Source organism: Maridesulfovibrio ferrireducens (assembly GCF_016342405.1).
In the GTDB taxonomy this organism is placed as follows: Bacteria; Desulfobacterota; Desulfovibrionia; order Desulfovibrionales; family Desulfovibrionaceae; genus Maridesulfovibrio; species Maridesulfovibrio ferrireducens_A.
The window spans coordinates 101,218-113,835 of record NZ_JAEINN010000011.1 but is presented as its reverse complement, the minus strand read 5'-3'; the positions used below and the strand labels follow the sequence as shown (position 1 = coordinate 113,835).

The window sequence follows — 12,618 nt, the reverse complement described above, 5'->3', positions numbered from 1 at the left end:
TTGAGCAGCAACACTCTTGCAGATGAGTCGCCAAAAGCGTAACTAAGACCTTCAAACTTATACTTTTTCAAGCAAGCGAACAAAACAAACTGGAGATGCACATATGCTGTCCATTCCTAAAGGATTCAAATTTTCCTGCATTAACGCAGGTTTCAAGTATATTAATAGAAATGATTTAACCCTGATCCTCAGCGAAACTCCCGCCGCCGGAGCAGGTGTATTTACAAAAAACAAATTTCAGGCTGCTCCCGTAACGGTTTGTAAAGAGACGCTTAGTAATTCACCTTATGTTCGTGGAGCATTAATCAATGCGGGACAGGCTAATGCCTGCACCGGAGCGGAAGGAATTACCGATTGCAAAAAGACACTTGAACTTGTTGCCAAAGGTCTGAACCTCAAATCCTCCGACCTGCTCCCTGCATCAACTGGTGTTATCGGACCGCGTTTTGATATGGATAAATGGGAACTCGCCGCGCCTCGTCTTGTTGAAACTCTGGGTGAATCCAATCCTGTGCAGGCCGCTAAAGCCATCATGACAACTGACAAATTCCCCAAACTTGCATGGGGTTCAGTAGAATCTGAAAATGGTTCGGCTCAAATACTGGGCATGTGTAAAGGCGCCGGCATGATCTGCCCGGACATGGCAACCATGCTCGGATTTATTATCTGCGATGCCGAAGTAGATCCTGTCTGGTGGCAGGAAGCCCTCAAACGCTGCATTGATAAATCTTTCAATTGCATCACCGTTGACGGTGACACAAGTACCAACGATTCAGTTATGGCTTTTGCAAACGGAGCTTCAAACTATAAAGCTGATTCACCTGAAACACAGGATGCGCTTGAAGCAGCACTGCTCGATGTATGTCAGTCGTTATCTTACATGATTGTTCAGGACGCTGAAGGCGGAACAAAAGTCATGTCTATAAAAGTTTCCGGCGCCCGCAGTGATGACGATGCAAAACTTATTGCGCGCGCAATAGGCAACTCTCCATTGGTAAAGACAGCTCTGTTCGGTGAAGATCCTAACTGGGGCCGCATCGTCGCAGCGGCCGGACGAAGCGGAGCAGAATTTAATCCAAACATGTTAACTCTTCGTTTCGGTAAGATCACCGTTTTCAAGGAAGGCAAACCGGTCGAAGGCGACTTGGACGCCCTGCTTGACCCGATCATGCGCAAACAGGACATAGAAATCATCATAGATTTAGGTGACGGAGACGGAACAGCCCGGCTTATGGCGTCCGATCTCACCAACGAATATATCAGCATTAATGCCGACTATCGTTCCTAATCTATTTTTTAATTTTACGTCAGCCTGTCAAACACAGGCTGACGTTTTTACTGAGAATTACTATTATGAAAAATATTAAAAGTCGCGACAAAATGACACGACTGGCCGACTTTCTTTTTGAAGTCGGCATGCTTAGAAAAACTCCGCGCACAGGCTACCAGTTTCTAGGATCAGGCTCTGAATCTGTTGCGGATCATTCATACAGAGTTGCCGTTCTTGGATATGTCCTTGCAGATATGGCTGAGGCGGACATGGCCCGCACTGTTTTCATGTGTCTTTTCCACGATCTGCATGAAGCCCGCACCGGAGACTTCAACTACGTCAACCGGATATACAACAGAAGCTATCGTGATAAAGCCCTGCGTCATACCCTCGAAGGAACAGGCCTTGAGGATAAAATTTATCCACACTGGGAAGAACTTGAAAAATGTGAATCAATTGAATCACTACTTGCTCAGGATGCTGATCAGATAGATTTTATTTTAAATCTCAAAGAAGAACACGATATGGGGAATCCATACGCGGCCACATGGATGGATTCCGCCCTTAAACGGTTGCGCACTGAACAAGGTAAAAAACTTGCTGAAACCATTTCTAAGACTGATCATAAAGAATGGTGGTATCTAGGACCGCCCCCGAGTTGGTGGGAAAATAAAAGCGGTCCGGACGACGAGGAATAGTTGATTATTCCTTCCACTTCTTGACGCGCTGTTTTTTCTCCTAACTATATTTAAACTATGCTTATAAAAATTAAGGCTTTCCTGCCTACAGCTACTTTTATTTTCCAGATCATTATGCTAAGACTAGAGCTTGCTCTGAAAGGATTTGATGTAAAATCATGATTAACACGACTTCATTCAATAAGAATATATAAACAAACAAAAATATAGACACAAATGCCGCATTTTGCCTCAGACAAACAGATTATACAGCCCTTCGCACTAGTGGGAAGGATCAGCCTTAATATCCTCGGAGAAGCCGGTGCAATGTGCATCTTCCTTTTCGAGGCGATTCTGCATGTTTTCAGTTCGTTGTCCATTTTCCCGAAAATTATTAAAGAGCTTTATTTTATTGGAGTCAGATCTATAACCGTTATCTCCTTAATCGGAGTGTTTACGGGGATGGTTATAGGTCTTCAGACATACTATGCTCTTTCTAAGTTCGGGTCTGAAGGCTTTCTGGGAGCTGCGGTAGCTCTTTCTCTAGTCCGCGAGTTAGGACCAGTCCTGACGGCAATAATGCTCACAGGACGCGCCGGCTCATCAATGACAGCTGAAATCGGGGTGATGCGCATATCCGAACAGATTGATGCGCTTGAACTGATGGACATCAACCCCATCAACTATCTGGTAAGTCCGAAACTGATCGCTTCACTTATTTCTTTCCCGATTTTAACTGCTCTTTTTGATCTCATCGGGATTGTAGGCGGTTATATAACCGGAGTTGCCCTGCTTGGCGGCAACTCAGGCGTTTATTTTCATAGAGTTTACACCTCGCTTAGCTGGGAAGATATTTCTGCCGGATTTGCTAAATCTCTTGTTTTTGCTGTTCTCGTCTGTACTGTCTGCTGCTTTCAAGGATACTTCACCCATTTCCGGAAAGATGGAAAAGGACCCGAAGGAGTCAGCCAGGCAACAACCACAGCGGTTGTAATGTCCTGCGTAATGGTGCTTGTGTCTGACTACATTTTGACCTCCTTACTTTTTTAATTACTCTTCATGAAAAACTCAGCACCTGATATACGCATTGAAAACCTGACCATCGGATATGATGGAACGCCTGTGGTTAATAACATTAATGCAACTTTGCCCGGTGGCGGTGTTACCGTAATCCTCGGTGGATCAGGATGCGGAAAATCAACGTTGCTAAAAAATATACTTAGACTGAACACACCTCTCGGAGGAGCAGTTTTTCTTGGCAAACACAATATTTTAACATTAAAAAGAAAGGCTTTCAGGTGTCTAAAACAACGCATAGGCGTACTTTTTCAAGATGGTGCTCTTCTTGGTTCTTTAAATTTATTTGATAACGTGGCTCTTCCGCTCAGAGAACATACGCGACTTAAGTCCTCTGAAATTTCTAAAGTTGTTAAAGCGAAACTTAATCTTGTCGGACTTGAACCTTTCATTGACTATTTTCCAAATGAACTTTCAGGTGGAATGAGAAAAAGAGCAGGACTTGCAAGGGCCATGGTTATGGACCCTGACATTCTTTTCTGTGATGAGCCTACATCAGGCCTTGATCCTATAAATTCTGCGGAACTGGATGAACTGCTTCTGGAGCTTAAAGAAAGCTTTGATATGACAATCGTTGTTGTCAGTCACGACCTTGCAAGCATGAAAACAATTGCAGACCACATTCTTGTTCTCGGTGAAGGCAAGGCTCTTTTCGAAGGAAGCAAGGAATCTCTTTTAGCAACGGAAAACCCCTATTTACGACAGTTCCTTGATAGACAAGGGCAAAAAAGGGAAGCACCAAGACTAACAATGCCCCCTCTCGACCCTTCAGTGATGAAAATGGACTGCACCAGATATCTTGGTGATCAGGATAATAATTGATAATAATATGGATTCAGTCATGAAAAAATACTCTAAAGAAACAACTGTTGGACTCTTCGTACTCATTGGACTGCTGCTGATAGTCTATATGAGTGTTAAACTTGGAGACGTGCGCATTTTATCAGACAGCCACTATCACGTGAGTGCCAGTTTTAACGATATATCCGGTCTCAGGATAAATGCTCCTGTTGAAATAATGGGAGTTCCAGTAGGCTTTGTCGACAATATTTCCTTAAACCTTGAAACTCAAAAAGCGATTGTGGGACTCAGTCTTGAAAATAAGATCGAGCTTACGGACGATGCAATTGCATCTATAAAAACCAGCGGGTTGATAGGCGATAAGTATGTAAAAATAGCCCTCGGCGGTGTCGGAGACCCCATTGAACCTGGTGGAACGATTATCGAGACAGAATCGGCGATCGATATTGAAGACTTGATAAGTAAATATGTTTTTGGCAAGGTCTAATAAAATAAACATCACAAGAACTCATACCCGAATATATATATGAAAAGAATCACAACCATATCCATTTTCCTCCTGCTTTTGAGCCTTGCGTCACTCGCATGTTTCGCCGCAACCGCAAATTCACCACTGGAACGGCTGCGTTCCGGCGTACAAAGCGTTATTAATGTCCTTAATGACCCTCAATATAAAGGTGTTGTTGATAAGCAGGATGAAATGAATGCGAAAGTACGTGAAGCAGTCAAAAGCTTTTTCAATTTTCGCGAGCTGTCAAAAAGGACAATAGGCAGGCCATGGCTTAAGTTTTCCTCCGAAGAACAAGACAGGTTTATTTCTCTTTTCACTCAATTGCTTGAAGAAACCTATCTCGGTAGAATCGAAGATTATACCAATGAAAAAGTCTCATTTGACAAAGAGACTATAATAAAGGCAAAATACGCTCAAGTAGACACTAGATTGCTTACAAACAAAGAAGCCATACCTGTCATTTATCGTCTCAAATTAATCGATAATGCTTGGAATGTTTATGATGTAAAAATCGAAGGAATCAGTCTAGTCAACAATTACAGATCCCAATTTGCTGGAATACTTGACACAAGTTCGAATGATAAATTCGAAACAAGCAAAAAAGAACTGTTTACGCGCCTCGAACAGAAGTGCCATGAATTAAAAGACCAACAAGAAAAAAAATAAACGGACTTCAATCAATAATGAAAAAGCCCATGACCTTAAAAAATTCAGCTTCAAATGCGCTTCTAGCCTTTTTAGTGCTGACCTTCATCCTGCTGACCTTTCCCTCACAGGTAAGATCCGCAGAAAGTGATGACCCTATACTTGTCGCGCAAGTCGGCTCCGGGATTATCGGCGCAGTAGAGAAAGAGAACGGATCAGCTCCAACCGATGACGATTTCGATGACGACATCTGGGGCGATGCGAAAACACAGCAGCAAACAGGTGCTTCTGACCCATGGGAAGGCTACAACCGGGCAATGTTTACGTTTAATGATTTTATGTACTTTAAAATCACTAAACCCGTAACGCAAGGGTACATGTATGTCATGCCTCTTCGCCCGAGAACATGGATAAACAACTTTTTCCAGAACCTACTTTACCCAGTTCGCGTAACAAGCTGTCTGCTTCAAGCCAAATTTTTCACTGCCGGCGCTGAAACATCTAAATTCGTAGCCAATACCGTAATCGGTATGGGTGGTCTCGGTAATGTTGCAGGATCACAGCAGTCTACCATGCCTCTCTACTTAGGTAATGAAGACATGGGACAGACTTTCGGAGTATGGGGAATTTCGAATGGCCCTTACTTTGTTATTCCGGTTCTTGGACCATCTACAGTGCGTGATGCTGTCGGACTTGGAATTGATACATTCGTGCTCAATCCTTTCTGGTGGTTCGGTATTCCTTGGTACTATTCCGTTTCAGCCGGAGCTTACAACCAGATCAACAAGCTTTCATTCCACCTTGGTGAATATGAATCCCTTAAAGAGGGTGCGATTGATCCTTACCTTGCTCTAAGAAACGCATATTTGCAGTATAGAACAAAGCAAGTTAATGACGCTAAACGCGGACGTCCTGCTCCGACTTCAAGCATTGTGACCGACCCTAATGCGGAAACTCAGCCGACGAACTAAACAGACGTGAAAATAGCTGTTATCTCTGATACACATCTCCGTGAGCCTGATTCCAGACTCACGGAGATTTTTAATGAACATCTGGCAGATGCAGATCTGCTCATTCATTGCGGTGATTTAGTTTCTTTTTCAGTCTGGCAATTCTTCTGCCAGCATCCCAATTTCTATGCCGCGCTGGGTAACTGTGACGACTGGAAGCTCTCGGACCAACTGCGCCCACTAGAATCACTTTCTTTCCAAGGACTCAGGATCGGAATTGCTCACGGATGGGGAAACCGCTCTCAAGTATCGAGGAATGTAGCTAATTCCTTCAGTCCTGATTTTGACCTTCTCTGCTACGGACATACTCACATTCAAGACTGGTCGGTTGTTAATGGCATTCAAATGCTGAACCCCGGGAGCCTTACCTCACCTCGCGATAACAAGCCGCCGAGTGTTGCTATTCTAGAAGTTGCAGAAAATATGAACCTTTTCTGTTCCTTTATCCCTGTCGACTAATTTCATCAAAGAAAAAGCCGCTGAAGAAAACTTCAACGGCTCACAACTTTTCCAAGACTTCTAAAATAATTACAACAAAATATATACTGAATCCAGACTTCGGATGCTACGCAAAAGGATCATTGAGAAGTTTATATTCTCCGTCTTTCAATTCAAGAGAACCCTGCTTAACCATTTCTGTCAGCATAGTGAGAAGCTTATCAGTTTCACCTTTGCTGAGCACTTTATCTCCCTGCTCCTTAAGGTACGAAATAGGAAGGTAAGGAGCTTGTCCCCGTCTAAAAAGAGCCACCAAAAATCTCTCTGTAAGAGTCTTGCTGCTGTCCATCTAAAATTCCTCCTTTGAATAAGCGGTAACTTAATTCAGCATAAAATTTCGCAGTCCAGTGAAAAATATCTGAGCTGCAATAGAGGCGACTAACAGTCCGGTCAGTCTGCTTAAAATATTCAGTCCGCGCTTACCAAGTAAACGCTTAAGACCCGAAGATACAAACAAAAGAACACCGACTGTTAATACCGCGCTTAGGAGAGCTGCGCAAGCTAAAGCCTGATCTTTCAGACCTTGAACAGTTGACCCCATTACGAGAAGAGCGCCAATGGTCCCCGGACCTACTACAATAGGAATAGCTAAAGGAACAACTGCAATATCATCATCATCATTGCCGGCTTCAAATTTTTTCCCGCCACCGCCGACCATGTTCATTGCAGACAGAAAGAGGATCGCGCCTGCTCCAATTCTGAAAGCATCAAGAGTGATGCCGAACAATTCAAAAATATAACGTCCATAGAGATAAACAACGAGAGAGCTTATTATTACCGCCAGTGTAACCTTTACAGCTGTTTTTTTCCGTTCCGCAGGACTCAGATCCTGCGTCAGAGATAAAAATGCAGATATAGCAAAAAACGGGGTTAGGATAAAAAACAATTTTAAATATGTTTGAAAAAATACTGCAAGCATCGTTATTCCCACCTGAACATAATTTTAATGTTATAAAAAAACCCCTGACAGCAGAAGCCGTCAGGGGTTTTAGTCTACTAATCTAAAAGCAACTATTTACCGCAACACTTCTTATATTTCTTTCCGCTTCCACAAGGGCAATTTTCATTTCTACCAACCTTGGGTTCGGATCGTCGCACCGGCTGTTTTTTCTTTGGTTCGCCTTCTTCTTTATCGGAATACTCAAGCCCCTTCTGATCTTTATGCTGAAACTCTTCATCACGAACTTCGGCTTCAATTCGAAGATGGCAAAGAGCTTTCACAGTATTCTCTTTTATGCGCTCAAGCATTTCCCGAAAGAGTTCGAAACCTTCACGTTTATACTCATGCTTAGGGTCTTTCTGTCCGTATCCACGAAGACCTATACCTTCGCGCAAATGATCCATATTCAGAAGATGATCTTTCCAGTTACGGTCAAGAGATTCAAGCATGAAATAGCGCTGAATTTCATTGTAATGATCTTCAGCGTTGCTTTTGAGTTCACCAAGAATGTCTTTAATCCACTCCTCAGCCTGCTCACGATCCGGCACACCTTCTTTGAACTCAACCTTGCGGTTGAACCCGAAGACCTCGTCAAGACCCATTCTAACCATTTCCACAGTCTCTTCATCCAAAGGTTTACCTTTGGCCTCAGCAACCGGATAATAGCTTTCATCCAGCAGTTCTTCAACGAACTCGAAAATCATGTCATCCATGTCTTCAGAATTCATAACTTCACGACGGAGTGAGTATATAACTTCACGCTGCTGATTCATAACATTGTCATAATCAAGCAACTGTTTACGTATTTCAAAGTTATGACCTTCAACACGCTTCTGAGAATTTTCAATAGCTTTGGAAACCATTTTATTCTCAATTGGCTCCCCTTCCTGCATTCCCAGCTTATCCATAATGCCGGCAATACGCTCAGAGCCGAAAAGTCTCATCAGGTCATCATCAAGAGCAAGATAAAAACGGGAGCTTCCCGGATCACCCTGTCGACCGGAACGACCTCGAAGCTGATTATCAATACGACGGGATTCATGCCGCTCTGTTCCGATAATATGCAACCCGCCAAGCTCCTTAACGCCTTCTCCGAGTACAATGTCAGTACCACGACCAGCCATATTCGTAGCAATAGTGACATGCCCCTTGAAGCCGGCTTCTGCTACAATCTCAGCTTCCTTTTCGTGCTGCTTTGCATTCAGCACGTCATGCGGAATTCCCCGTTTTTTAAGCAGAGATCCAATCAACTCAGATTTTTCAATGGAAACAGTACCAACCAGTACAGGCTGACCTTTCTTATAAAGAGTAGCAATTTCGTTCGCGATAGCGTTATATTTTTCCATCTGCGTCTTATAGATGGAGTCAGGGTAATCCTTACGGACCATCTCCGTATTAGTAGGGATTACAATGACGTCAAGATTATAAATCTGCGAAAATTCAACGGCTTCAGTATCCGCAGTACCGGTCATACCTGAAAGCTTGTTATACATGCGGAAGTAATTCTGAAAAGTGATAGAAGCAAGTGTCTGATTTTCAGACTCAACTTTTACGCCTTCTTTTGCTTCCAAAGCCTGATGTAATCCATCTGAAAAGCGTCTGCCAGGCATTAAACGGCCCGTAAATTCATCAACAATGACAACCTGATCATCTTTTACGATATAATCAACATCTCGCGAAAACAAATGATGAGCTTTGATCCCCTGCATTATGTGATGCTGAAATGAAATATGCTGAGAATCGTAAAGATTATCAATTTTAAGAATCTGCTCGCACTTGGTAACACCTTCCTCAGTCATCGTTATGGAGTGACCTTTTTCATCCACTTCAAAATCAACGTCCCGCTTAAGAAGAGGGATGATGGTATCAACCTGAGCATACATACCGGTTGCTTCATCAGAGGAACCGGAAATAATAAGCGGAGTACGTGCTTCATCAACTAAAATGGAGTCAACTTCATCAACAATAGCAAAATTCAGTTCACGCTGAACAAGCTGTTCTTTGTAAAACTTCATGTTGTCACGAAGATAATCAAAACCAAACTCATTATTCGTACCATAAGTGATATCACATGCGTAAGCGTCCTGCCGTTCTTGATCAGTTTGACCATGAACGACAACACCGATTGTGAGACCTAGAAAATTATAAAGTTTACCCATCCAACCCGCATCACGAGTGGCAAGGTAGTCATTGACGGTGATAAGGTGAACACCTTTACCGGAAATAGCGTTAAGAACAGCAGGCAAAGTAGCCACGAGGGTTTTACCTTCACCAGTTTTCATTTCCGCAATTCTTCCACCGTGCAAAACCAGACCACCGACCATCTGTACATCGTAATGACGCATGCCAAGAGAACGTTTTCCGGCTTCACGGACTAAAGCAAAAACTTCCGGCAGGATATCATCAAGATCTTTTCCCGCTGCGACTTCTTCTTTCCACTGAGCAACTTTCTGCGGAAACTGTTCATCAGTCAGCTTTTCCATTTCCGGTTCAAATGAAGCAATTGCATCAATCTGCGGTTTAAGCTTTTTAATAAACCTTTCATTACTGGAACCGAATATCGTCGAAACTATGGCGTTAAACATTTAATATCCTTTTTTCTCGGCGGCGATTCCCGCGTATTTTTCTTCAATGAAAACGAGCAACTGTTCCCAAATAAGTCTTTATTCCAAAATATCAAGCCAATGACCCGTAAAAAAATCAGCTTTTGCTAGAGTTGCAAGCTGAATAACGCAGGCTGAGCAGCCCGTCAAAATATGTGCTCCGGGTGATACTGATTTTGTAAGCGCATCTATGCAAAAATATCCCACCTGCTTCGAAAGTTCAGGTGCACCGAGCTGTAGAATTCCACCGAATCCGCAGCAAAGATCACTGTTGACAGGCATCAACTTTTCACCCGCGACAGCTTCAACTAATGCCTGATCTGAATCCGGCTGAGGTGCATGGCAGGGTTTATGATAAATTACCTGCTGTGGACTGTTTTCTAAGAGTGTCACATCCGCATCTAACAACAAAGAAGACAACGGAATGAGACATGAAACCCATTTATTATGAAGCTCTCTATCTCCGTCAAAATCGGCCAAAGAATATTCTTTAAGCCCTTTCAGGCAGGTAGTACAGAAAATGATGACAAGCGGAAAATTTGAGTTCTTCCATGCTGTGATATTGGCCTTTCTAGCCTTGCATTGCCGGTCAAGCAGCCCGGCACCACCATAAGACGACCCGCAACAGACAAAATCAGGTTTATCAGCCCTGACCAAACCTAGGCCGTCCATAAAGTGTTCTGCCTTACGAGTCCAATCCCTGCGTGCATACCTGCCGACACAACCTTCAAAGAGTACAACTTTCTGCTCTTCAAATTTAATATCGGGAACAAGCTTAGCCCAAGGTTTGGGACTTTTTGCGAAAAGAGCTTCCATCCTTTTTTTAGCAGAGCCGACAGGCTCCGGCAGATTAGCAGGAGAAAACTTTGATAAAGCTGCCACCATAGGCCAAATAAACCCGGGCTTCGAAAGCCATAAATCCCAGCAAGTCTTAGTAAAGCCTTTGGACTCTGCTCTTAATGACGATACCAAATCAGGACCGGACATGTTTTGCGGGCAGATATTTTCACACCTTCCACAAGAAAGACACATGGATGCTAGAGACTTAAAATCTTTTTCGTTTAAACCTTCGGAAGGATTCAACCCTTCCAAGAAAAATTTTGCTCGCGGAGTCAGTTCTTCCCGCCCTGTAACCTTAAAAAGGGGACAGACTTCAAGACATTTACCGCACTGAACACAGCTTTTGGACACAGCCATTAAACAGCCTTCCCGGGATTCATTATATTCAACGGATCAAAAACGTTTTTAATTCGGTGCATTAGATTTAATTCGGTATCACCAATCTGCATTCCGAGATAGTCTGCTTTCGTCAAACCGATACCATGTTCTCCAGACAGTGTTCCGCCAAGCGACAGAGTGCTGCTGAATATGGCTTTTTTCGCCTTTAACGCATTATCAGACTGACCGGGAACAGATTTGTCATACATCACACTGACATGAATATTCCCGTCACCCAGATGACCGAAACACATAACAACAAGACCAAAATTCTTACCAATTTCATGATAAATTTCAATAGCCTGTGCAACTTTTCCGCGCGGCACGGCAACATCTTCGCCCTGCTTATCAGGAGCAAGATTGAAAGCAGCAGGACTTATAACTCTGCGTAATTCCCACAGCCGTTCCTGATCCTCTCCGCTCCCCTTTTCAAGGAAAGTAGTAGGCTCATTTGAAAGAGCTTTTTCAATCTGCCTGAGATCAGCTTCAACGGATTCATGGGAGCCATCAATTTTAAGAAGAAGCACTCCTCCCGTTTCTTCAGGCCAAGGTACATCGGAATGAAGTTTAAGAGCTTTCAGCGTATTGCGATCCATAAGTTCCATAGCTGTAGGCAAAATCCCGCACCCGAAAACAGCTTCAGCACCTTTCAAACAGCCGGGTAAATTCTCGAAACCGATAAGAACAGATGCGGATGTTTCAGGAAGAGGAAGTAATTTAAGTGTCGCCTGAGTAATCACCCCCAACGATCCTGCGGAACCGACCATCAGTCTTGTTAGATCAAGCCCAACAACATTCTTATGCGTACGCCCGCCAGTGTGAATGACCTCGCCTCCGGGAATAATCACCTCAAGGCCGAGCACGTAATCACGCGTGACTCCGTATTTAACAGCCCGCATTCCACCGGCGCATGTAGAAATATTCCCACCGATAGTTGAAATTTTAAGACTTGCGGGGTCGGGAGGATAAAACAATCCTCGCTCTTCTACGGCTTTCTGCAAATCCGCAGTAATGACTCCGGGCTGAACAACTGCGACAAAATCCTGCGGGTCAATATCTAAAATAGAATTCATCCCCAGCATGGAAACAACAACACCGTTCTTAACCGGAACACAACCACCGACTTTGTTTGTGGCTCTTGCCCGTGGATAAATAGGCATACGCTCTCTCTGCGCCCAAGCCAGAAGTTCCGATACCTGCTTAACAGAATGAGGCTTAACAAGCGCAAGCGGCTTAGCATGCTTACGACTGGCATCAACTCCGCAAGAGAGAAGCTCTCCATCCGAAAAGCCGCTTTCACCTTCAGGGAAAAGCTCTTTTAAAAACTTACGTTGTGCTTTGGATAATTTTTCTGGATAAAATTTCATT

Annotated in this window: 13 protein-coding genes; 8 read left to right on the top strand and 5 right to left on the bottom strand. The window is 43.5% G+C overall.

Annotated features, from left to right (window positions below):
- The first annotated feature begins 103 nt into the window (after positions 1–103).
- The 8 genes from argJ to JEY82_RS12820 all read left to right on the top strand — a co-directional run bounded on the left by argJ (position 104) and on the right by JEY82_RS12820 (position 6,450).
- Positions 104–1,288 carry a bifunctional glutamate N-acetyltransferase/amino-acid acetyltransferase ArgJ gene (gene argJ / locus JEY82_RS12855; RefSeq protein WP_304086030.1) on the top strand — a complete coding sequence of 395 codons (1,185 nt, stop codon included), beginning with the start codon at positions 104–106 and terminating at the stop codon, positions 1,286–1,288.
- Positions 1,289–1,353: 65 nt separating this feature from the next.
- On the top strand, positions 1,354–1,968 hold the full coding sequence (locus tag JEY82_RS12850) for an HD family hydrolase (RefSeq protein ID WP_304086028.1): 615 nt from the start codon (positions 1,354–1,356) through the stop codon (positions 1,966–1,968).
- A 216-nt stretch (positions 1,969–2,184) separates the two neighbouring features.
- The gene (locus JEY82_RS12845) at positions 2,185–2,997 is read left to right on the top strand and encodes an ABC transporter permease (protein WP_304086026.1); all 813 of its coding nucleotides are present in this window, start codon (positions 2,185–2,187) and stop codon (positions 2,995–2,997) included.
- 9 nt (positions 2,998–3,006) lie between these two features.
- On the top strand, positions 3,007–3,846 hold the full coding sequence (locus JEY82_RS12840; protein ID WP_304086025.1) for an ABC transporter ATP-binding protein: 840 nt from the start codon (positions 3,007–3,009) through the stop codon (positions 3,844–3,846).
- A gap of 19 nt (positions 3,847–3,865) precedes the next feature.
- Complete coding sequence (gene mlaD / locus JEY82_RS12835) at positions 3,866–4,312, top strand: outer membrane lipid asymmetry maintenance protein MlaD (RefSeq protein ID WP_304086023.1); 447 nt, start codon at positions 3,866–3,868, stop codon at positions 4,310–4,312.
- Positions 4,313–4,351: 39 nt separating this feature from the next.
- Positions 4,352–5,002 carry a phospholipid-binding protein MlaC gene (locus JEY82_RS12830; protein WP_304086022.1) on the top strand — a complete coding sequence of 217 codons (651 nt, stop codon included), beginning with the start codon at positions 4,352–4,354 and terminating at the stop codon, positions 5,000–5,002.
- A gap of 17 nt (positions 5,003–5,019) precedes the next feature.
- Entirely contained in the window at positions 5,020–5,952 is a 933-nt protein-coding gene (locus tag JEY82_RS12825) for a VacJ family lipoprotein (RefSeq protein WP_304086019.1), read from the top strand.
- Between the two features lie 6 nt (positions 5,953–5,958).
- A complete protein-coding gene (locus tag JEY82_RS12820; protein WP_304086018.1) occupies positions 5,959–6,450 on the top strand; it encodes a YfcE family phosphodiesterase in 492 nt (163 codons plus the stop codon).
- Positions 6,451–6,556: 106 nt separating this feature from the next.
- On the opposite strand, the gene JEY82_RS12815 is transcribed toward JEY82_RS12820, so the two are convergent.
- The 5 genes from JEY82_RS12815 to JEY82_RS12795 all read right to left on the bottom strand — a co-directional run bounded on the left by JEY82_RS12815 (position 6,557) and on the right by JEY82_RS12795 (position 12,617).
- On the bottom strand, positions 6,557–6,778 hold the full coding sequence (locus JEY82_RS12815) for a hypothetical protein (protein ID WP_304086017.1): 222 nt from the start codon (positions 6,776–6,778) through the stop codon (positions 6,557–6,559).
- A gap of 30 nt (positions 6,779–6,808) precedes the next feature.
- Positions 6,809–7,408 carry a MarC family protein gene (locus JEY82_RS12810; RefSeq protein WP_304086015.1) on the bottom strand — a complete coding sequence of 200 codons (600 nt, stop codon included), beginning with the start codon at positions 7,406–7,408 and terminating at the stop codon, positions 6,809–6,811.
- Between the two features lie 92 nt (positions 7,409–7,500).
- Positions 7,501–10,014: a preprotein translocase subunit SecA gene (gene secA / locus JEY82_RS12805; protein ID WP_304086014.1), complete on the bottom strand. Its 2,514-nt coding sequence runs from the start codon at positions 10,012–10,014 to the stop codon at positions 7,501–7,503.
- A 78-nt stretch (positions 10,015–10,092) separates the two neighbouring features.
- Complete coding sequence (locus JEY82_RS12800) at positions 10,093–11,229, bottom strand: (Fe-S)-binding protein (protein ID WP_304086013.1); 1,137 nt, start codon at positions 11,227–11,229, stop codon at positions 10,093–10,095.
- The gene (locus tag JEY82_RS12795) at positions 11,229–12,617 is read right to left on the bottom strand and encodes an FAD-binding oxidoreductase (protein WP_304086011.1); all 1,389 of its coding nucleotides are present in this window, start codon (positions 12,615–12,617) and stop codon (positions 11,229–11,231) included. The genes JEY82_RS12800 and JEY82_RS12795 overlap by 1 nt, the downstream gene beginning before the upstream one ends.
- Between the last annotated feature and the right edge of the window lies 1 nt (position 12,618).

Excerpts from the sequence above, each read along its gene's own strand:
- argJ (WP_304086030.1), top strand. The coding sequence starts at position 104 with ATGCTGTCCATTCCTAAAGGATTCAAATTTTCCTGCATTAACGCAGGT.
- JEY82_RS12850 (WP_304086028.1), top strand. The coding sequence starts at position 1,354 with ATGAAAAATATTAAAAGTCGCGACAAAATGACACGACTGGCCGACTTT.
- JEY82_RS12845 (WP_304086026.1), top strand. The coding sequence starts at position 2,185 with ATGCCGCATTTTGCCTCAGACAAACAGATTATACAGCCCTTCGCACTA.
- JEY82_RS12840 (WP_304086025.1), top strand. The coding sequence starts at position 3,007 with ATGAAAAACTCAGCACCTGATATACGCATTGAAAACCTGACCATCGGA.
- mlaD (WP_304086023.1), top strand. The coding sequence starts at position 3,866 with ATGAAAAAATACTCTAAAGAAACAACTGTTGGACTCTTCGTACTCATT.
- JEY82_RS12830 (WP_304086022.1), top strand. The coding sequence starts at position 4,352 with ATGAAAAGAATCACAACCATATCCATTTTCCTCCTGCTTTTGAGCCTT.
- JEY82_RS12825 (WP_304086019.1), top strand. The coding sequence starts at position 5,020 with ATGAAAAAGCCCATGACCTTAAAAAATTCAGCTTCAAATGCGCTTCTA.
- JEY82_RS12815 (WP_304086017.1), bottom strand. The coding sequence starts at position 6,778 with ATGGACAGCAGCAAGACTCTTACAGAGAGATTTTTGGTGGCTCTTTTT.
- JEY82_RS12810 (WP_304086015.1), bottom strand. The coding sequence starts at position 7,408 with ATGCTTGCAGTATTTTTTCAAACATATTTAAAATTGTTTTTTATCCTA.
- secA (WP_304086014.1), bottom strand. The coding sequence starts at position 10,014 with ATGTTTAACGCCATAGTTTCGACGATATTCGGTTCCAGTAATGAAAGG.
- JEY82_RS12800 (WP_304086013.1), bottom strand. The coding sequence starts at position 11,229 with ATGGCTGTGTCCAAAAGCTGTGTTCAGTGCGGTAAATGTCTTGAAGTC.
- JEY82_RS12795 (WP_304086011.1), bottom strand. The coding sequence starts at position 12,617 with ATGAAATTTTATCCAGAAAAATTATCCAAAGCACAACGTAAGTTTTTA.